This window comes from Streptomyces sp. NBC_01294 (assembly GCF_035917235.1).
In the GTDB taxonomy this organism is placed as follows: domain Bacteria; phylum Actinomycetota; class Actinomycetes; order Streptomycetales; family Streptomycetaceae; genus Streptomyces; species Streptomyces caledonius.
In genome coordinates this window covers 3260281-3277899 of sequence record NZ_CP108423.1, presented here as the reverse complement: position 1 = coordinate 3277899, position 17619 = coordinate 3260281, and the positions used below count along the sequence as shown (strand labels likewise).

At 67.5% G+C, this 17619-nt stretch carries 25 protein-coding genes; all 25 read left to right on the top strand.

Annotated features, from left to right (window positions below; translation table 11 throughout):
* Positions 1-61: 61 nt before the first annotated feature.
* The 25 genes from rplN to glmM all read left to right on the top strand — a co-directional run bounded on the left by rplN (position 62) and on the right by glmM (position 17609).
* On the top strand, positions 62-430 hold the full coding sequence (rplN, locus tag OG534_RS14590) for a 50S ribosomal protein L14 (protein WP_008739701.1): 369 nt from the start codon (positions 62-64) through the stop codon (positions 428-430).
* A gap of 2 nt (positions 431-432) precedes the next feature.
* Positions 433-756, top strand: a complete 324-nt coding sequence (rplX, locus tag OG534_RS14585) for a 50S ribosomal protein L24 (protein ID WP_073912889.1) — start codon at positions 433-435, stop codon at positions 754-756.
* Positions 756-1307, top strand: a complete 552-nt coding sequence (gene rplE / locus OG534_RS14580) for a 50S ribosomal protein L5 (protein WP_030008469.1) — start codon at positions 756-758, stop codon at positions 1305-1307. The genes rplX and rplE overlap by 1 nt, the downstream gene beginning before the upstream one ends.
* 5 nt (positions 1308-1312) lie before the next feature.
* Positions 1313-1498, top strand: a complete 186-nt coding sequence (locus OG534_RS14575; RefSeq protein ID WP_003956452.1) for a type Z 30S ribosomal protein S14 — start codon at positions 1313-1315, stop codon at positions 1496-1498.
* A 223-nt stretch (positions 1499-1721) separates the two neighbouring features.
* Positions 1722-2120, top strand: a complete 399-nt coding sequence (gene rpsH, locus OG534_RS14570) for a 30S ribosomal protein S8 (protein WP_007265911.1) — start codon at positions 1722-1724, stop codon at positions 2118-2120.
* A gap of 20 nt (positions 2121-2140) precedes the next feature.
* The gene (gene rplF, locus OG534_RS14565) at positions 2141-2680 is read left to right on the top strand and encodes a 50S ribosomal protein L6 (RefSeq protein ID WP_030388858.1); all 540 of its coding nucleotides are present in this window, start codon (positions 2141-2143) and stop codon (positions 2678-2680) included.
* Positions 2681-2682: 2 nt separating this feature from the next.
* Complete coding sequence (gene rplR / locus OG534_RS14560) at positions 2683-3066, top strand: 50S ribosomal protein L18 (protein ID WP_008739696.1); 384 nt, start codon at positions 2683-2685, stop codon at positions 3064-3066.
* Between the two features lie 45 nt (positions 3067-3111).
* Positions 3112-3717 (top strand): 30S ribosomal protein S5, encoded by a 606-nt coding sequence (gene rpsE / locus OG534_RS14555; protein ID WP_214946843.1) that lies wholly within the window; start codon positions 3112-3114, stop codon positions 3715-3717.
* Positions 3717-3899 carry a 50S ribosomal protein L30 gene (gene rpmD, locus OG534_RS14550; protein ID WP_053682614.1) on the top strand — a complete coding sequence of 61 codons (183 nt, stop codon included), beginning with the start codon at positions 3717-3719 and terminating at the stop codon, positions 3897-3899. The genes rpsE and rpmD overlap by 1 nt, the downstream gene beginning before the upstream one ends.
* A gap of 1 nt (position 3900) precedes the next feature.
* Positions 3901-4356, top strand: coding sequence for a 50S ribosomal protein L15 (gene rplO, locus OG534_RS14545; protein ID WP_008739693.1), 456 nt, complete (start codon positions 3901-3903; stop codon positions 4354-4356).
* 187 nt (positions 4357-4543) lie between these two features.
* Positions 4544-5857, top strand: a complete 1314-nt coding sequence (secY, locus tag OG534_RS14540) for a preprotein translocase subunit SecY (RefSeq protein WP_326588506.1) — start codon at positions 4544-4546, stop codon at positions 5855-5857.
* A complete protein-coding gene (locus OG534_RS14535) occupies positions 5857-6504 on the top strand; it encodes an adenylate kinase (RefSeq protein WP_326588505.1) in 648 nt (215 codons plus the stop codon). Before secY ends, OG534_RS14535 begins: the two co-directional genes overlap by 1 nt.
* Positions 6505-6600: 96 nt before the next feature.
* Positions 6601-7452, top strand: coding sequence for a type I methionyl aminopeptidase (gene map / locus OG534_RS14530; protein WP_326588504.1), 852 nt, complete (start codon positions 6601-6603; stop codon positions 7450-7452).
* 138 nt (positions 7453-7590) lie between these two features.
* Entirely contained in the window at positions 7591-7812 is a 222-nt protein-coding gene (infA, locus tag OG534_RS14525; RefSeq protein WP_003956442.1) for a translation initiation factor IF-1, read from the top strand.
* 74 nt (positions 7813-7886) lie between these two features.
* Positions 7887-8000 carry a 50S ribosomal protein L36 gene (rpmJ, locus tag OG534_RS14520; protein WP_003956441.1) on the top strand — a complete coding sequence of 38 codons (114 nt, stop codon included), beginning with the start codon at positions 7887-7889 and terminating at the stop codon, positions 7998-8000.
* A 199-nt stretch (positions 8001-8199) separates the two neighbouring features.
* A complete protein-coding gene (gene rpsM / locus OG534_RS14515; RefSeq protein ID WP_150518306.1) occupies positions 8200-8580 on the top strand; it encodes a 30S ribosomal protein S13 in 381 nt (126 codons plus the stop codon).
* A 54-nt stretch (positions 8581-8634) separates the two neighbouring features.
* A complete protein-coding gene (rpsK, locus tag OG534_RS14510) occupies positions 8635-9039 on the top strand; it encodes a 30S ribosomal protein S11 (RefSeq protein ID WP_006376016.1) in 405 nt (134 codons plus the stop codon).
* Between the two features lie 149 nt (positions 9040-9188).
* On the top strand, positions 9189-10211 hold the full coding sequence (locus tag OG534_RS14505) for a DNA-directed RNA polymerase subunit alpha (RefSeq protein WP_008739666.1): 1023 nt from the start codon (positions 9189-9191) through the stop codon (positions 10209-10211).
* Between the two features lie 137 nt (positions 10212-10348).
* Positions 10349-10822, top strand: a complete 474-nt coding sequence (gene rplQ / locus OG534_RS14500) for a 50S ribosomal protein L17 (RefSeq protein WP_319733898.1) — start codon at positions 10349-10351, stop codon at positions 10820-10822.
* A gap of 99 nt (positions 10823-10921) precedes the next feature.
* Positions 10922-11773, top strand: a complete 852-nt coding sequence (gene truA, locus OG534_RS14495; RefSeq protein ID WP_326588503.1) for a tRNA pseudouridine(38-40) synthase TruA — start codon at positions 10922-10924, stop codon at positions 11771-11773.
* A gap of 57 nt (positions 11774-11830) precedes the next feature.
* The gene (locus OG534_RS14490; protein WP_030725917.1) at positions 11831-13459 is read left to right on the top strand and encodes an ABC-F family ATP-binding cassette domain-containing protein; all 1629 of its coding nucleotides are present in this window, start codon (positions 11831-11833) and stop codon (positions 13457-13459) included.
* Positions 13460-13532: 73 nt separating this feature from the next.
* Positions 13533-14876: a glycosyltransferase family 87 protein gene (locus tag OG534_RS14485; protein ID WP_326588502.1), complete on the top strand. Its 1344-nt coding sequence runs from the start codon at positions 13533-13535 to the stop codon at positions 14874-14876.
* Positions 14877-15107: 231 nt separating this feature from the next.
* Positions 15108-15551, top strand: a complete 444-nt coding sequence (rplM, locus tag OG534_RS14480) for a 50S ribosomal protein L13 (RefSeq protein WP_073912858.1) — start codon at positions 15108-15110, stop codon at positions 15549-15551.
* 42 nt (positions 15552-15593) lie between these two features.
* A complete protein-coding gene (gene rpsI / locus OG534_RS14475; RefSeq protein WP_326588501.1) occupies positions 15594-16115 on the top strand; it encodes a 30S ribosomal protein S9 in 522 nt (173 codons plus the stop codon).
* 135 nt (positions 16116-16250) lie between these two features.
* Positions 16251-17609: a phosphoglucosamine mutase gene (glmM, locus tag OG534_RS14470; protein WP_326588500.1), complete on the top strand. Its 1359-nt coding sequence runs from the start codon at positions 16251-16253 to the stop codon at positions 17607-17609.
* Positions 17610-17619: the final 10 nt, after the last annotated feature.

Genomic DNA, 17619 nt, shown 5'->3' with positions numbered 1-17619 from the left:
GGGGCCCAGCTCCTCGGAGTGAAGCCCCCGCCGGGAACCGGCAGACAAACAGGAGATACACGTGATCCAGCAGGAGTCGCGACTGCGTATCGCCGACAACACTGGTGCAAAGGAGATCCTTTGCATCCGTGTTCTCGGTGGTTCCGGTCGCCGCTACGCGGGCATCGGTGACGTCATCGTCGCCACCGTCAAGGATGCGATCCCCGGTGGCAACGTGAAGAAGGGTGACGTCGTCAAGGCGGTCATCGTTCGCACCGTCAAGGAGCGTCGCCGCCAGGACGGCTCGTACATCCGCTTCGACGAGAACGCCGCCGTCATTCTGAAGAACGACGGCGACCCTCGCGGCACCCGTATCTTCGGCCCGGTGGGCCGTGAGCTGCGCGAGAAGAAGTTCATGAAGATCATCTCGCTCGCGCCGGAGGTGCTGTAAGCATGAAGATCAAGAAGGGCGACCTGGTTCAGGTCATCACCGGTAAGGACAAGGGCAAGCAGGGCAAGGTCATCGTCGCCTTCCCCGCTGAGAACCGCGTCCTCGTCGAGGGTGTCAACCGGGTCAAGAAGCACACCAAGGCCGGCCAGACCGCTGGTGGCTCGCAGACCGGTGGCATCGTGATCACCGAGGCGCCGATCCACGTCAGCAACGTTCAGCTGGTTGTGGAGAAGGACGGCCAGAAGGTCGTTACCCGCGTCGGTTTCCGCTTCGATGACGAGGGCAACAAGATCCGCGTTGCCAAGCGGACGGGTGAGGACATCTGATGGCTACCACTCCGCGTCTCAAGACGAAGTACCGCGAGGACATCGCGGGCAAGCTGCGTGAGGAGTTCTCCTACGAGAACGTCATGCAGATCCCCGGTCTCGTGAAGATCGTGGTCAACATGGGTGTGGGCGACGCCGCCCGCGACTCCAAGCTGATCGACGGCGCCATCAAGGACCTGACGACGATCACCGGTCAGAAGCCGGCCGTCACGAAGGCCCGGAAGTCCATCGCGCAGTTCAAGCTGCGCGAGGGTCAGCCGATCGGCTGCCACGTCACCCTCCGTGGTGACCGCATGTGGGAGTTCCTGGACCGTACGCTGTCGCTCGCGCTGCCGCGTATCCGTGACTTCCGTGGTCTGTCGCCGAAGCAGTTCGACGGCCGTGGCAACTACACCTTCGGTCTCACGGAGCAGGTCATGTTCCACGAGATCGACCAGGACAAGATCGACCGTACCCGGGGTATGGACATCACCGTGGTCACCACGGCGACCAACGACGCTGAGGGCCGCGCGCTCCTTCGTCACCTCGGCTTCCCCTTCAAGGAGGCGTAAGCGAGATGGCGAAGAAGGCTCTCATCGCGAAGGCTGCCCGCAAGCCCAAGTTCGGTGTGCGTGCGTACACCCGCTGCCAGCGCTGCGGTCGCCCCCACTCCGTGTACCGCAAGTTCGGCCTGTGCCGCGTCTGCCTTCGTGAGATGGCTCACCGTGGCGAGCTGCCGGGCGTGACCAAGAGCTCCTGGTAATTCCCTCTCGTCCGCAAGGACTTGAGCGGTACCAGGCACTCTCGGTAAGCATCTGGACGGTGGGTGCCCGGCCGCGCATGCCTTAGGCTTGTGTGGTTGGGCGTCCACCGCCCATAACGACTTACTACGCCGTAGGTCCCCGCACCGCACCCGTCCCGCCACTGAGTGGGGAGAGGGATGGCGCATACAGGAAACCCCGGCGAGAGAGGCCGAAGGCCACTTCATGACCATGACTGACCCGATCGCAGACATGCTCACGCGTCTGCGTAACGCTAACTCGGCGTACCACGACACCGTGGTGATGCCGCACAGCAAGATCAAGTCGCACATCGCAGAGATCCTCAAGCAAGAGGGCTTCATCACCGGCTGGAAGGTCGAGGACGCCGAGGTCGGCAAGAACCTCGTCCTCGAGCTGAAGTTCGGGCCGAACCGTGAGCGCTCCATCGCGGGCATCAAGCGGATCTCGAAGCCCGGTCTGCGCGTGTACGCGAAGTCCACCAACCTGCCGAAGGTCCTCGGCGGCCTGGGCGTGGCGATCATCTCCACGTCCCACGGTCTCCTGACCGGCCAGCAGGCAGGCAAGAAGGGCGTAGGTGGGGAAGTCCTCGCCTACGTCTGGTAGTCGGGAACGGAGGAAAAGCAATGTCGCGAATCGGCAAGCTCCCCATCCAGGTTCCCGCCGGTGTGGACGTCACCATCGATGGCAGCACGGTCGCCGTGAAGGGCCCCAAGGGTTCCCTCTCGCACACCGTCAAGGCTCCCATCGCGGTCGTGAAGGGTGAGGACGGCGTTCTGAACGTCACCCGCCCCAACGACGAGCGTCAGAACAAGGCCCTGCACGGCCTGTCCCGCACGCTGGTGGCGAACATGATCACCGGTGTGACCACGGGATACGTCAAGGCTCTCGAGATCAGCGGTGTCGGTTACCGTGTCCTGGCGAAGGGCTCCAACCTGGAGTTCCAGCTGGGTTACAGCCACCCGATCCTGGTGGAGGCGCCCGAGGGCATCTCCTTCAAGGTCGAGTCGCCGACCAAGTTCTCGGTCGAGGGCATCGACAAGCAGAAGGTCGGCGAGGTCGCCGCCAACATCCGCAAGCTGCGGAAGCCCGACCCGTACAAGGCCAAGGGTGTCAAGTACGCCGGCGAAGTCATCCGCCGCAAGGTCGGAAAGGCTGGTAAGTAGCCATGGCATACGGTGTGAAGATCGCCAAGGGCGACGCGTACAAGCGTGCCGCCAAGGCCCGCCGCCACATCCGCATCCGCAAGAACGTCTCGGGTACGGCGGAGCGTCCGCGCCTCGTCGTGACGCGTTCCAACCGCAACATCGTTGCTCAGGTCATCGACGACCTCCAGGGTCACACCCTGGCGTCCGCGTCGACCCTGGACACCTCGATCCGCGGTGGCGAAGGCGACAAGAGCGCCCAGGCCCAGGCCGTCGGCGCACTCGTCGCTGAGCGTGCCAAGGCTGCGGGTGTCGAGACCGTCGTGTTCGACCGCGGTGGCAACCGATACGCCGGGCGCATTGCCGCTCTGGCTGACGCCGCCCGCGAAGCCGGGCTGAAGTTCTAAGCCCCGGTTCCGGGACTCACGGACGTAACAGAGAGAGGTAATCCAATGGCTGGACCCCAGCGCCGCGGAAGCGGTGCCGGTGGCGGCGAGCGGCGGGACCGGAAGGGTCGCGACGGTGGCCCTGCCGCCGAGAAGACCGCTTACGTTGAGCGCGTTGTCGCGATCAACCGCGTCGCCAAGGTTGTCAAGGGTGGTCGCCGCTTCAGCTTCACCGCGCTGGTCGTGGTGGGCGACGGTGACGGCACTGTAGGTGTCGGTTACGGCAAGGCCAAGGAAGTTCCCGCGGCCATCGCCAAGGGCGTCGAGGAAGCCAAGAAGAGCTTCTTCAAGGTCCCGCGCATCCAGGGCACGATTCCTCACCCGATCACGGGCGAGCGTGCCGCGGGCGTCGTGCTCCTGAAGCCGGCTTCCCCCGGTACCGGCGTTATCGCCGGTGGCCCGGTGCGCGCCGTTCTGGAGTGCGCCGGCGTTCACGACATCCTGTCGAAGTCGCTTGGCTCGTCCAACGCGATCAACATCGTGCACGCGACCGTGGCGGCCCTCAAGGGCCTGCAGCGTCCCGAGGAGATCGCGGCTCGCCGTGGTCTGCCGCTCGAGGACGTCGCCCCCGCGGCTCTCCTTCGTGCACGTGCTGCGGGAGCGGGTGCGTAATGGCCCGTCTCAAGATCACGCAGACGAAGTCGTACATCGGCAGCAAGCAGAACCACCGCGACACTCTGCGTTCGCTCGGGCTCAAGCGCCTGAACGACGTGGTCGTCAAGGAGGACCGCCCCGAGTTCCGCGGAATGGTGCAGACCGTCCGCCACCTCGTGACGGTTGAGGAGGTTGACTAACATGGCTGAGAACAGCCCGCTGAAGGCCCACAACCTCCGTCCCGCCCCCGGTGCCAAGACCGCGAAGACCCGTGTCGGTCGTGGTGAGGCGTCGAAGGGTAAGACGGCCGGTCGTGGTACGAAGGGCCAGAAGGCCCGCTACCAGATCCCGCAGCGCTTCGAGGGTGGGCAGATGCCCCTCCACATGCGCCTGCCGAAGCTCAAGGGCTTCAAGAACCCGTTCCGCACCGAGTTCCAGGTCGTGAACCTGGACAAGCTCGGCGCTCTCTACCCCGAGGGTGGAGAAGTCACGGTGGCCGACCTGGTCGCCAAGGGCGCGGTTCGCAAGAACAGCCTCGTCAAGGTCCTGGGCCAGGGCGAGCTCTCCGTGGCGCTGCAGGTTTCGGTTGACGCCGTTTCCGCCTCCGCCAAGGAGAAGATTGCCGCTGCCGGCGGCACTGTCACCGAGCTCGTCTAAGACGATTTCAGTGGCTGAATAGCTCGAAACCCGACCGGGGATGCCTCACATATGGGGCATCCCCGGTTGGTCGTTCCACGGAAGGCACACTCGCCGGTAAGGTGGCGTGCACCTTTGCTTTGTCGTATACGTCGATCCCTCAGACCGTCACCTCTGACGCAGTAGCGCGGGGGTCGCAGGAGGCACCGTGCTCACCGCGTTCGCCCGGGCGTTCAAGACGCCCGACCTGCGCAAGAAGCTGCTCTTCACGCTCGGCATCATCGTGCTGTTCCGGCTCGGGTCCCACATCCCGGTACCCGGCGTGAGCTATAAGAACGTACAGATCTGTGTTGAACAGGCAGGCAGCAGCAATGGGCTGTTCGGCCTCGTCAACATGTTCAGCGGCGGTGCGCTGCTGCAGATCACGATCTTTGCGCTCGGCATCATGCCGTACATCACGGCGAGCATCATTCTGCAGCTGCTGACCGTGGTCATCCCGAAGCTGGAGACCCTCAAAAAAGAGGGACAGTCCGGCACGGCGAAGATCACTCAGTACACGCGCTATCTGACGGTCGCGCTTGCGATCCTGCAGGGCACCGGCCTCGTCGCCACCGCCCGCACGGGGGCCCTGTTCCAGGGCTGCCAGGTCGCCAGCCAGATCGTCCCCGACCGGTCGATCTTCACCACGGTCGTCATGGTGGTCACCATGACCGCCGGCACCTGCGTCGTCATGTGGCTCGGTGAGCTCATCACCGACCGCGGCATCGGCAACGGCATGTCGATCCTTATGTTCATCTCGATCGCCGCCGGCTTCATCGGCGCCCTCTGGGCCATCAAGGAGCAGGGCAAGATCGCGGACGGCTGGGTCGAGTTCGGCGTGGTCATGCTTGTCGGTCTCGCCATGGTCGGCCTGGTGGTCTTCGTCGAGCAGGCGCAGCGCCGGATCCCGGTCCAGTACGCGAAGCGCATGATCGGCCGCCGCGCCTACGGTGGTACCTCGACCTACATCCCGCTCAAGGTGAACCAGGCGGGCATCATCCCCGTCATCTTCGCCTCGTCGCTGCTCTACATCCCGGCACTGGTCGTACAGTTCAGCGGTTCCACCGCGGGCTGGGCCACCTGGATCCAGAAGCACTTCGTCAAGGGCGACCACCCTTACTACATCGCGGTGTACTTCCTCCTGATCGTCTTCTTCGCGTTCTTCTACGTGGCGATCTCGTTCAACCCCGAGGAAGTTGCAGACAACATGAAGAAGTATGGTGGGTTCATCCCCGGCATCCGCGCCGGTCGACCCACCGCCGAGTACCTGAGCTACGTGCTCAACCGGATCACCTGGCCGGGGTCGCTGTACCTGGGTCTCATCGCTCTTGTGCCGACGATGGCGTTGGCCGGCTTCGGAGCGAACCAGAACTTCCCGTTCGGCGGGACGAGCATCCTGATCATCGTGGGTGTGGGTCTGGAAACCGTGAAGCAGATCGAGAGCCAGCTCCAGCAGCGTAATTACGAAGGGTTCCTCCGCTGATGCGAATCGTCCTCGTCGGACCGCCCGGTGCCGGGAAGGGAACGCAGGCCGCGTTCCTTGCCAAGAACCTGTCGATCCCGCACATCTCCACGGGCGACCTTTTCCGGGCCAACATCAGCCAGGGCACCGAGCTGGGCAAGCAGGCGAAGGCGTACATGGACGCCGGCGACCTGGTCCCCGACGAGGTGACCATCGGCATGGCGAAGGACCGGATGGAGCAGCCCGACGCCGTAGGCGGCTTCCTGCTCGACGGGTTCCCGCGCAACGTCTCGCAGGCCGAGGCGCTCGACGTGATGCTCCAGGCGGCGGGCATGAAGCTCGACGCCGTTCTCGACCTGGAGGTCGAGGAGGACGAGGTCGTCAAGCGGATCGCCGGTCGACGGATCTGCCGCAACGACTCCGCGCACGTCTTCCACGTGACGTACGCCCCGGCGAAGGCCGAGGGCGTCTGCGACACCTGCGGCGGCGAGCTGTACCAGCGCGGCGACGACTCGGAGGCCACGGTCCGCAACCGGCTGGAGGTCTACCACACGCAGACCGAGCCGATCATCGACTACTACAAGGCCCAGGGCCTGCTGGTGACCATCCCGGCCCTCGGTGAGGTCGCGGACGTCACCAAGCGCGCGATGGACGCCCTCAAGAAGTAGTAGACCCTTGTTGTGCAGGTACGGCCGCGGTGTCCCCAGGGCATCGCGGCCGTACTGTTGAGAAGACCCGTTTCGAAGCTGGAAGGCTGTTTCCCCATGGTCCAGATCAAGACCCCCGAGCAGATCGCGAAGATGCGCGAGGCGGGGCTGGTCGTCGCCGCGATCCACGCGGCGACCCGTGAGGCGGCCGTGCCGGGCGCCACGACGCGGGATCTGGACATGGTGGCCCGCAAGGTGATCGCGGACGCCGGGGCCAAGTCGAACTTCCTCGGCTACGGCGGCTTCCCCGCGACGATCTGCACCTCGGTGAACGAGGTCGTCGTCCACGGCATCCCGGACGACAAGACCGTCCTCAAGGACGGCGACATCATCTCGATCGACGCCGGCGCGATCGTGGACGGCTGGCACGGCGACGCCGCGTACACCGCCTTCGTGGGCACCGGGCACGCGCCCGAGCTCGTGGAGCTCTCCCGGGTGACCGAGGAGTCCATGTGGGCCGGCATCGCCGCCATGAAGCTCGGCAACCGCCTCGTGGACATCTCCAAGGCGATCGAGACGTACATCAAGCGCCAGCCCCGCCCCACCACCGGTGAGCACAGCCTCGGCAAGTTCGGGATCATCGAGGACTACGGCGGCCACGGCATCGGGTCCGAGATGCACATGGACCCCCACCTGCTGAACTACGTCTCGCGCAAGCGGGGCAAGGGCATCAAGCTGGTCCCGGGCGTCTGCCTGGCGATCGAGCCGATGGTCTCCCTGGGAACCGCCCAGACGGAGGTGCTGGCGGACGACTGGACGGTCATCACGACGGACGGCACCTGGTCCTCGCACTGGGAGCACTCCATCGCGCTGACGGAGGCCGGTCCCATCGTCCTGACCAGCCCGGACTGCGGCAAGGCGAAGCTGGCGGAGTACGGAGTCACCACGGCTCCGGACCCCCTCGGTTAATGATCTAGACTCTGGGGCAAACTTTCCGGATTCGTCTTTCTGGATGCCCTGACGTAGACTGACTCGTCGGCTCTCGTGCACTCCCATGCCTGCATGGCGTACTAGGCCGATCAAGGTAGCCGATTCGAAAGGCGAAGCGTGGCCAAGAAGCAAGGTGCCATCGAAATCGAGGGCACCGTGATCGAGTCCCTCCCGAACGCGATGTTCAAGGTGGAACTCCAGAACGGTCACAAGGTCCTCGCGCACATCAGCGGCAAGATGCGCATGCACTACATCCGCATCCTCCCTGATGACCGGGTCGTCGTGGAGCTGTCTCCGTACGACCTGACGCGTGGCCGGATCGTCTACCGATACAAGTAGATCTTGTCTTCACCCCCGTCTGGGCGTCTTGTCCCGGCGCGGGTGGTGGCACTGACCCGGAGAACCTCACCAACATGAAGGTCAAGCCGAGCGTCAAGAAGATCTGCGACAAGTGCAAGGTGATCCGCCGTCACGGTCGGGTCATGGTCATCTGCGACAACCTGCGCCACAAGCAGCGCCAGGGCTGACGCACGCCGACCGACCTGCCTTCCGCAGTTCTTCGCGCGACGTAAGAAAACGTACATACGCAGAACCCGCCCAGCCCTGAGAGGGGCCGGCGGTACCTCCGGCGGGGGCCGGGGACCCGGACGTACCACCACCCATCAGGTGTGGTCGGCGGTCGGGGACGGTTCTGCTGAAGACCCCCGAACACACAGGAGCCATTGAATGGCACGCGTTTCCGGTGTCGACATCCCGCGCGAAAAGCGCGTGGAGATCGCACTCACCTACGTCTTCGGTGTCGGGCGCACCCGGTCCAAGGAGATCCTTGCGGCCACGGGCGTGAACCCGAACACCCGCGTTCGTGACCTGGCCGAAGAGGACCTGGTCAAGATCCGCGAGTACGTGGACGCCAACCTCCGCACCGAGGGTGACCTCCGCCGCGAGATCCAGGCCGACATCCGCCGCAAGGTCGAGATCCAGTGCTACCAGGGCATCCGCCACCGTCGTGGCCTGCCCGTGCACGGTCAGCGCACCAGCACGAACGCCCGTACCCGCAAGGGTCCGCGTCGCGCGATCGCCGGTAAGAAGAAGCCGGGCAAGAAGTAGTCCTGTTCAGCGGTCTTGCGCTGTAGGACCGACCACCTCCCGTAGGAGAAATAGATGCCCCCCAAGGGTCGTCAGGGCGCTGCCAAGAAGGTGCGCCGCAAGGAAAAGAAGAACGTCGCTCACGGGCACGCCCACATCAAGAGCACGTTCAACAACACCATCGTCTCGATCACGGACCCCGCGGGCAACGTGATCTCCTGGGCCTCCGCCGGCCACGTCGGCTTCAAGGGCTCGCGCAAGTCCACCCCCTTCGCCGCGCAGATGGCCGCCGAGTCGGCCGCCCGCCGCGCGCAGGAGCACGGCATGCGCAAGGTTGACGTCTTCGTCAAGGGTCCGGGCTCCGGCCGCGAGACCGCGATCCGCTCCCTGCAGGCCACTGGCCTCGAGGTCGGCTCGATCCAGGACGTCACCCCCACCCCGCACAACGGCTGCCGCCCGCCGAAGCGCCGCCGCGTCTGACGCGACGGACGCACCTGTGCGTTCTTGAGTGTCCGGGCGGTACGAACCCCTCGCGGGGGACGTACCGCCCGTACCCTTGTAGTCCGCAGCTCCGGCTGCACCCCGTCGGGCGTCAAATAGTGGGCGTCCACGAATGAAGGAACACAGACATGCTTATCGCTCAGCGTCCTTCGCTGACCGAAGAGGTCGTCGACGAGTACCGCTCGCGGTTCGTGATCGAGCCGCTGGAGCCGGGCTTCGGCTACACCCTCGGTAACTCCCTGCGCCGTACGCTCCTGTCCTCGATCCCGGGTGCCGCTGTCACCAGCATCCGCGTGGACGGCGTCCTGCACGAGTTCACCACCGTGCCGGGCGTCAAGGAAGACGTCACCGACATCATCCTCAACATCAAGCAGCTGGTCGTCTCCTCGGAGCACGACGAGCCGGTCGTGATGTACCTGCGCAAGCAGGGTCCCGGCCTGGTCACCGCTGCCGACATCGCGCCCCCGGCCGGTGTCGAGGTGCACAACCCGGACCTGGTCCTCGCCACGCTCAACGGCAAGGGCAAGCTGGAGATGGAGCTGACCGTCGAGCGCGGTCGCGGCTACGTCTCCGCCGTCCAGAACAAGCAGCTGGGCCAGGAGATCGGTCGCATCCCGATCGACTCCATCTACAGCCCGGTCCTCAAGGTCACCTACAAGGTCGAGGCGACCCGTGTCGAGCAGCGCACCGACTTCGACAAGCTGATCGTCGACGTCGAGACCAAGCAGGCCATGCGCCCGCGCGACGCCATGGCGTCCGCCGGCAAGACCCTGGTCGAGCTGTTCGGTCTGGCGCGCGAGCTCAACATCGACGCCGAGGGCATCGACATGGGCCCGTCCCCGACGGACGCCGCCCTGGCCGCCGACCTGGCGCTGCCGATCGAGGAGCTCGAGCTCACCGTTCGGTCGTACAACTGCCTCAAGCGCGAGGGCATCCACTCCGTGGGTGAGCTCGTCGCCCGCTCCGAGGCCGACCTGCTCGACATCCGCAACTTCGGTGCGAAGTCGATCGACGAGGTCAAGGCGAAGCTGGCCGGCATGGGCCTGGCCCTCAAGGACAGCCCGCCCGGATTCGACCCGACCGCCGCCGCCGACGCCTTCGGCGCCGACGACGACGCGGACGCCGGTTTCGTCGAGACCGAGCAGTACTGATCCACCCCGCCGCCGGCGGTCCGGGCCTTCGGCCCAGGTCGCCGGCCGGGTTTGCCTGAACTTTCCCGCGGCATCCGCCTCGGGGGAACTGACACCGGTACCTGACACGGCCGGTGCAGATATGAAGGAGTATCACCATGCCGCGTCCCGCAAAGGGTGCCCGTCTGGGCGGCAGCGCCGCGCACGAGAAGCACCTCCTCGCGAACCTCGCGAAGGCGCTCTTCGAGCACGGCCGCATCACCACCACCGAGGCCAAGGCCCGTCGCCTGCGTCCCTACGCCGAGCGTCTGGTCACCAAGGCCAAGAAGGGCGACATCCACAACCGTCGCCTGGTGCTGCAGACGATCACGGACAAGAGCATCGTGCACACGCTGTTCACCGAGATCGCCCCGCGCTACGAGAACCGCCCCGGTGGTTACACGCGCATCACCAAGATCGGCAACCGTCGTGGCGACAACGCCCCGATGGCCGTGATCGAGCTGGTCGAGGCCCTTACGGTCGCCCAGCAGGCCACTGGTGAGGCCGAGGCCGCCACCAAGCGCGCGGTGAAGGAGGCGGAGGCCAAGGCCGAGGCCACCGAGACCCCCGCCGAGGAGACCAAGGAGGCCTGATCCCCCGGGATCACGCTTGCTTGATCGGCTCTGAACGGGCCCGCCCCTTCCCGGGGCGGGCCCGTTCTGCATTTCGGTGACTCTGAGAGGATCGGTCACGTGAGTGACGAGGTGGAGCCCGGGCACGTCCGGGTGCGGCTGGACCTGAGCTACGACGGCAAGGACTTCTCCGGCTGGGCGAAGCAGCGCGTGCTGCGGACCGTGCAGGGCGAGCTGGAGTCGGCCCTGCAGACCGTGATGCGGCTGTCCGAGCCGGTCGAGCTGACCGTGGCCGGGCGCACCGACGCGGGCGTGCACGCCCGCGGGCAGGTCGCGCAGTTCGACCTTACCGAGGAGGTGTGGGCCGAGCACCACGACAAGCTCCTGCGCCGCCTGGCGGGACGGCTGCCGCACGACGTGCGGGTGTGGAAGGTCGCCGAGGCCCCCGAGGGCTTCAACGCGCGCTTCTCGGCCATCTGGCGGCGCTACGCGTACCGCGTGGGCGACCACCAGGGCGGCGTCGACCCGCTGCGCCGCGGCCACGTGCTGTGGCACCAGTGGCCGCTCGACGTGGACGCCATGAACGAGGCCGCCGCCCCGCTGCTCGGCGAGCACGACTTCGCCGCGTACTGCAAGAAGCGCGAGGGCGCGACGACCATCCGCACGCTCCAGCAGCTCAGCTGGCAGCGCGCCGAGGACGGGATCGTCACCGCGACCGTCCGCGCCGACGCGTTCTGCCACAACATGGTCCGCTCGCTGGTGGGAGCCCTGCTGCACGTCGGCGACGGCCACCGGCCGACCGACTGGCCGGGCAAGGTGCTGGCCGCCGGCGTACGGGACTCCTCGGTGCACGTGGTCAAGCCGCACGGGCTGACCCTGGAGGAGGTCGGCTACCCCGCGGACGAGCTGCTGGCCGCCCGCAGCAAGGAAGCGCGCAACGTGCGGACCCTGCCGGGCGCCGGCTGCTGCTGACCGCCCCCGCGGGCGTCCGGCTAATCCGTTTGGGCGGATCGGCGCCGGACCGGGACAATGCCCGGCATGGGACATCTCGAAGCCAGCCACCTGGAGTACTACCTGCCCGACGGGCGGGTACTGCTCCCTGACGTCTCCTTCCGCGTGGGGGAGGGGTCGGTCGCCGCGCTCGTCGGGGCGAACGGGGCCGGCAAGACCACCCTGCTGAAGATGATCTCCGGCGAGCTCCAGCCGCACGGCGGCGGTATCACCGTCTCCGGCGGCCTCGGCGTGATGTCGCAGTTCGTGGGCTCGGTGCGGGACGAGACGACCGTACGGGACCTGCTGGTCTCGGTGGCCCAGCCGCGCATCCGGGAGGCCGCGAAGGCCGTGGACCGCGCCGAGCAGCTGATCCTGACGGTGGACGACGAGGCCGCCCAGATGGCCTACGCCCAGGCGCTGAGCGACTGGGCGGACGTCCAGGGGTACGAGGCGGAGACGCTGTGGGACGTCTGCACCATGGCCGCGCTGGCTATCCCGTACGACACCGCGCAGTTCCGCGAGGTGCGCACGCTGTCCGGCGGTGAGCAGAAGCGGCTCGTGCTTGAGGCGCTGCTGCGCGGGCCCGACGAGGTGCTGCTGCTCGACGAGCCGGACAACTATCTGGACGTCCCCGGCAAGCGCTGGCTGGAGGAACAGCTGAAGGCCACACGCAAGACGGTGCTCTTCGTCTCCCACGACCGGGAGCTGCTGACCCAGGCCGCCGAGAAGATCATCAGCCTGGAGGCGAGCCCGACGGGCTCCGACGTCTGGGTGCACGGCGCGGGCTTCGCCACCTACCACGACGCCCGCAAGGAGCGCTTCGCGCGCTTCGAGGAGCTCAAGCGGCGCTGGGACGAGGAGCACGCGCGGCTGAAGGCGCTGGTGCTGCGGCTGCGCAACCAGGCCGCGAGCAGCCCCGACATGGCCTCGCGGTACCGGGCGATGCAGACCCGCTTCCAGAAGTTCGAGGAGGCCGGCCCGCCGCCGGAGCCGCCGCGCGAGCAGGACATCAGGATGCGGCTCAAGGGCGGGCGGACCGGCGTGCGCGCCCTGACCGTGGAGAACCTGGAGCTGACCGGCCTGATGAAGCCCTTCTCCCTGGAGGTCTTCTACGGGGAGCGGGTCGCGGTCCTCGGCTCGAACGGATCGGGCAAGTCGCACTTCCTGCGCCTGATGGCGGGCGAGGACGTCAAGCACACGGGTACGTGGAAGCTGGGCGCGCGGGTGGTTCCCGGCCATTTCGCGCAGACCCACGCGCACCCGGAGCTGTTCGGGCGGACCCTCGTCGACATCCTGTGGACGGAGGCGGCCAAGCCGCTGGGGCAGGCGATGGGCGCTCTGCGCCGGTACGAGCTGGAGCGTCAGGGCGACCAGCCCTTCGAGAAGCTCTCCGGTGGCCAGCAGGCACGCTTCCAGATCCTGCTGCTGGAGCTGGCGGGGACCACGGCGCTGCTGCTGGACGAGCCGACGGACAACCTGGACCTGGAGTCCGCGGAGGCGCTCCAGGACGGCCTGGAGGCGTACGACGGCACTGTGCTGTGCGTCACGCACGACCGCTGGTTCGCGCGCACATTTGACCGTTACCTGGTCTTCGGTTCAGACGGTGTTGTGCGGGAGACTCAGGAACCCGTCTGGGACGAACGTAGAGTCGAACGCAAGCGCTAGGTAGGGGGAGACCGTCACCCCCTCGGTCGAGTGAGGGGCAGGCGTCGTGGGGCTGCGGCCTAGCATCTGGCTGATGAAGTGGGAGAACCAGATCACCGGGGACGAGCACACCGGGAGCGGGGCCGCCGGGAGCGCGGCCGCCGGGAGCGCGGCCGCCGGGGGCCGGCGCGCCGGGGGCCCGGCCTCCGGCAACCGGCTCGTCGACTGGCTGCTGCGGCCGGCGTCCCGGTCCTGGCAGGTCGTCTCCCTCGCGGTGCTCCTCGGGATCGCCGTCTCCACGAGCCTGCGGGCGAACTGGGGCTCGGACAACGCCTTCGTCGTCAAGGCCGCGGAGACGCTGCTGGCGGGCGGGTCCCCGTACGAGGACAAGCGCTTCCTGTACCTCCCGAGCGCCGTGCTCATGGCGGTTCCGGAGGCGATGCTGCCGCGGGAGGTCCTGCGGTGGGTGCTGCCCTTCGGGATGTCGGGGCTGCTGGGCGTCGGCTGGCTGGCGGCTCTGCGGATGTTCGCGGTGCCGCTGCGCTCGCGCTTCGCGGTCGGCGGTTTCGCGGTGTTCGCCCTCGCCTACAAGCCGTACGTGAACCTCGTGCTGATCGGCAACTGGACCGCCATCTCGGCGGCCGCGCTGCCGGTGGCGCTGCTGCTCGCGCACCGGCGGTCGTGGGGGTCGGCCGGGCTGGTGGTCGGGCTGGCGATCGCGTGCAAGCCGATGCTGGTGCCGATCGGGCTGCTCTTCCTGATCGCCCGGCGCTGGCGGGGGCTGGCCGCGGCCGTGCTGGTGCCGCTGGGGCTCTCGCTGGCCGGTGCGCTGGCGATGCCGAGCCCGACGCTGTTCTTCACCAAGACGCTGCCGTTCCTGCTCCAGGGGCAGGACGCATACGCCCTGCCGTGGGACGCCTCGCCGATCGCGGTGCTGCCGCGGCTGGGGGTGCCGGAGCCGCTGGCGGTGCTGGTCGCGTTCGCGGGGGCCGGGGCCGGTCTGTGGGCGGCCTGGGTGCGGTGGCGGCGGCCGGACGATGCCGACGGGGGCGAGCTGCGGCTGGTGGAGACGGCCTGCATGGTGATGCTCGCCGCATTCCTGGTCTCCCGGCCGTCCTTCGACCACTATCTGCTGGTGGTGCTTCCGCTGCTGCTCGCGTCGGCCGTGCGACCGGGCTCGATGCCCCGCTCGCCCTGGTTCTGGGCGGCCCTGGGGCCGCAGCTGGCGGGCGTCCCGTGGCCCAGGGAACTGGAGGCCAAGCGGCGCGCCTTCAAGGACTGCGCCACCCTGTGCGGACTCGCGTTTCTGCTGGCGCGTCGTGCACTGCGCTCCGGGCGGGTTACTCTGGAGCCCGTAACAACTACGGGGTCCCCACCCAGGACCGAACCGGAGTGCGCCGCGACGCCAGCAGAAACGGCATCGCGGACCGCGTTTTGACCCGTCCGGGTCTGCTTGGGTATCCTGCTGGTTTGTTATGCGTATTGGCTTTCTCATTCTCACGTGAAAGGGCCTTGCGCCGGTCCACCGGACCGATGACCAGCAGTTCACACGGGTTGCGTCCCCGTTGTGAATGAGGGCTGTCGTGATCGTCCGTGGTGACCCTGTCAGGACCTTCCCGTGGGGCTTGCGCCCTTGGGATACCACCACTGAAGAAGCGAAGGCATACGCGTGCGTACGTTCAGCCCCAAGCCCGGCGACATCTCGCGCCAGTGGCTCGTCATCGACGCCCAGGACGTTGTCCTCGGCCGTCTGGCGACCCAGGCCGCTGCCCTCCTGCGGGGTAAGCACAAGCCGACTTACGCCCCCCACATGGACATGGGCGACTTCGTCATCATCGTCAACGCCGACAAGGTTCACCTGTCCGGCAACAAGGCGACCCAGAAGATGGCGTACCGCCACTCCGGCTACCCGGGTGGTCTCCGCTCGGTGCGCTACGACGACCTCCTGGCGAACAACCCGGAGAAGGCCGTCGAGAAGGCCATCAAGGGCATGCTCCCCAAGAACACCCTGGGCCGTCAGATGCTGTCGAAGCTGAAGGTCTACTCGGGCGACCAGCACCCGCACGCTGCGCAGCAGCCGGTGCCGTTCGAGATCACCCAGGTCGCGCAGTAGTTCCGGCCACCCCCTAAGACGTAGAAAATTCTGAGGAGCATCGTGGCCGAGACCACCGCCGAGACGACCCCCGTCGACGAGTTCGAGGGCAACGTCGAGGAGTACACCAGCGAGTCTGAGGTCGTCGTCGAGGGCGACTACACCTCCGAGTCCCTTGCCGGTCGCTTCGGCGACCCCCAGCCGGCCGCCGGCCTGGGCCGTCGCAAGAACGCCATCGCCCGCGTCCGGATCGTTCCGGGCACCGGCAAGTGGAAGATCAACGGTCGCACCCTTGAGGACTACTTCCCCAACAAGGTGCACCAGCAGGAAGTCAACGAGCCGTTCAAGCTCCTTGAGCTCGACAACCGCTACGACGTCATCGCCCGCATCTCGGGTGGCGGCGTCTCCGGTCAGGCCGGCGCCCTGCGCCTCGGCGTGGCCCGTGCGCTGAACGAGGCGGACGTCGACAACAACCGCCCGGCGCTGAAGAAGGCCGGCTTCCTCTCCCGCGACGACCGTGCGGTCGAGCGCAAGAAGGCCGGTCTCAAGAAGGCCCGTAAGGCTCCGCAGTACAGCAAGCGTTAATCTGCGCCTGCTGTTCTGCAACGAAACCGCCCCGGCAGCACTCTCTGTGCTGCCGGGGCGGTTCGTTTACCGCCACAAGCGGCAAATACCTGTCACAAGCGGTCATACGCGAAGCGCAAACTCGGGAGGACAACAGTGGGACGACTCTTCGGGACGGACGGTGTACGCGGCGTTGCCAACGCGGATCTGACGGCGGAGCTCGCGCTCGGCCTCTCCGTGGCGGCTGCCCACGTACTGGCCGAGGCCGGCACCTTCGCCGGTCACCGGGCGACCGCCGTGGTCGGCCGGGATCCCCGTGCCTCCGGTGAATTCCTCGAGGCCGCGGTCGTGGCCGGCCTCGCGAGCGCGGGCGTGGACGTCCTGCGCGTCGGTGTGCTGCCCACCCCGGCGGTGGCGTATCTCACCGGTGCGCTGGGCGCCGACCTCGGCGTGATGCTCTCCGCCAGCCACAACGCCATGCCCGACAACGGCATCAAGTTCTTCGCGCGCGGTGGCCACAAGCTCGCCGACGAGCTGGAGGACCGCATCGAGTCCGTCTACGAGGAGCACCGCACCGGCGCCCCCTGGGACCGGCCCACCGGCTCCGGCGTCGGCCGCGTCTCCGACTACACCGAGGGCTTCGAGAAGTACGTCGGCCACCTCATCGGGGTCCTCCCCAACCGCCTCGACGGCCTGAAGGTCGTCCTGGACGAGGCGCACGGCGCGGCCGCCTTCGTCTCGCCCGAGGCCTTCGCCCGGGCCGGCGCGGAGATCATCACGATCGGCGCCGAGCCGGACGGCCTCAACATCAACGACGGCTGCGGCTCCACCCACCTCGGCCTGCTCAAGGCGGCCGTCGTCGAGCACGGCGCCGACTTCGGCATCGCGCACGACGGCGACGCGGACCGCTGCCTGGCCGTGGACGGCACCGGCGCGGAGGTCGACGGCGACCAGATCCTCGCGGTGCTGGCGCTGGCCATGCGCGAGGCCGGCCAGCTGCGCGAGAACACCGTGGTCGGCACCGTGATGTCCAACCTGGGCTTCAAGCTGGCCATGGAGGGCGAGGGCATCCAGGTCGTGCAGACCGGAGTCGGCGACCGGTACGTGCTGGAGTCGATGAAGGAGCACGGCTACGCGCTCGGCGGCGAGCAGTCCGGCCACGTGATCATCCTCGACCACGCGACGACCGGCGACGGCACGCTGACCGGCCTGCTGCTGGCGGCGCGGGTCGCGGCCACCGGCCGGTCCCTCGCCGAGCTGGCGGGCGTCATGCAGCGGCTGCCGCAGGTGCTGATCAACGTTCCCGACGTGGACAAGTCCCGCGTCACCACCTCCGCCGAGCTGGCCGCGGCGGTGGCCGACGCCGAGCGCGAGCTGGGCACCACCGGGCGCGTACTGCTCCGTCCGTCCGGCACGGAGCCGCTCGTACGGGTAATGGTCGAGGCCGCCGACATCGAGCAGGCCCGCGCGGTCGCCGGCCGGCTCGCGGACGTCGTGAAGGCGGCGCTGGGCTAGCCCACGTCCC

Bases quoted from the DNA above. Each gene is read 5' to 3' on its own strand.
- rplX (WP_073912889.1), top strand. From the start codon at position 433: ATGAAGATCAAGAAGGGCGACCTGGTTCAGGTCATCACCGGTAAGGAC.
- rplE (WP_030008469.1), top strand. From the start codon at position 756: ATGGCTACCACTCCGCGTCTCAAGACGAAGTACCGCGAGGACATCGCG.
- OG534_RS14575 (WP_003956452.1), top strand. From the start codon at position 1,313: ATGGCGAAGAAGGCTCTCATCGCGAAGGCTGCCCGCAAGCCCAAGTTC.
- rpsH (WP_007265911.1), top strand. From the start codon at position 1,722: ATGACCATGACTGACCCGATCGCAGACATGCTCACGCGTCTGCGTAAC.
- rplF (WP_030388858.1), top strand. From the start codon at position 2,141: ATGTCGCGAATCGGCAAGCTCCCCATCCAGGTTCCCGCCGGTGTGGAC.
- rplR (WP_008739696.1), top strand. From the start codon at position 2,683: ATGGCATACGGTGTGAAGATCGCCAAGGGCGACGCGTACAAGCGTGCC.
- rpsE (WP_214946843.1), top strand. From the start codon at position 3,112: ATGGCTGGACCCCAGCGCCGCGGAAGCGGTGCCGGTGGCGGCGAGCGG.
- rpmD (WP_053682614.1), top strand. From the start codon at position 3,717: ATGGCCCGTCTCAAGATCACGCAGACGAAGTCGTACATCGGCAGCAAG.
- rplO (WP_008739693.1), top strand. From the start codon at position 3,901: ATGGCTGAGAACAGCCCGCTGAAGGCCCACAACCTCCGTCCCGCCCCC.
- OG534_RS14535 (WP_326588505.1), top strand. From the start codon at position 5,857: ATGCGAATCGTCCTCGTCGGACCGCCCGGTGCCGGGAAGGGAACGCAG.
- map (WP_326588504.1), top strand. From the start codon at position 6,601: ATGGTCCAGATCAAGACCCCCGAGCAGATCGCGAAGATGCGCGAGGCG.
- rpmJ (WP_003956441.1), top strand. From the start codon at position 7,887: ATGAAGGTCAAGCCGAGCGTCAAGAAGATCTGCGACAAGTGCAAGGTG.
- rpsM (WP_150518306.1), top strand. From the start codon at position 8,200: ATGGCACGCGTTTCCGGTGTCGACATCCCGCGCGAAAAGCGCGTGGAG.
- rpsK (WP_006376016.1), top strand. From the start codon at position 8,635: ATGCCCCCCAAGGGTCGTCAGGGCGCTGCCAAGAAGGTGCGCCGCAAG.
- OG534_RS14505 (WP_008739666.1), top strand. From the start codon at position 9,189: ATGCTTATCGCTCAGCGTCCTTCGCTGACCGAAGAGGTCGTCGACGAG.
- rplQ (WP_319733898.1), top strand. From the start codon at position 10,349: ATGCCGCGTCCCGCAAAGGGTGCCCGTCTGGGCGGCAGCGCCGCGCAC.
- OG534_RS14490 (WP_030725917.1), top strand. From the start codon at position 11,831: ATGCCCGGCATGGGACATCTCGAAGCCAGCCACCTGGAGTACTACCTG.
- OG534_RS14485 (WP_326588502.1), top strand. From the start codon at position 13,533: ATGAAGTGGGAGAACCAGATCACCGGGGACGAGCACACCGGGAGCGGG.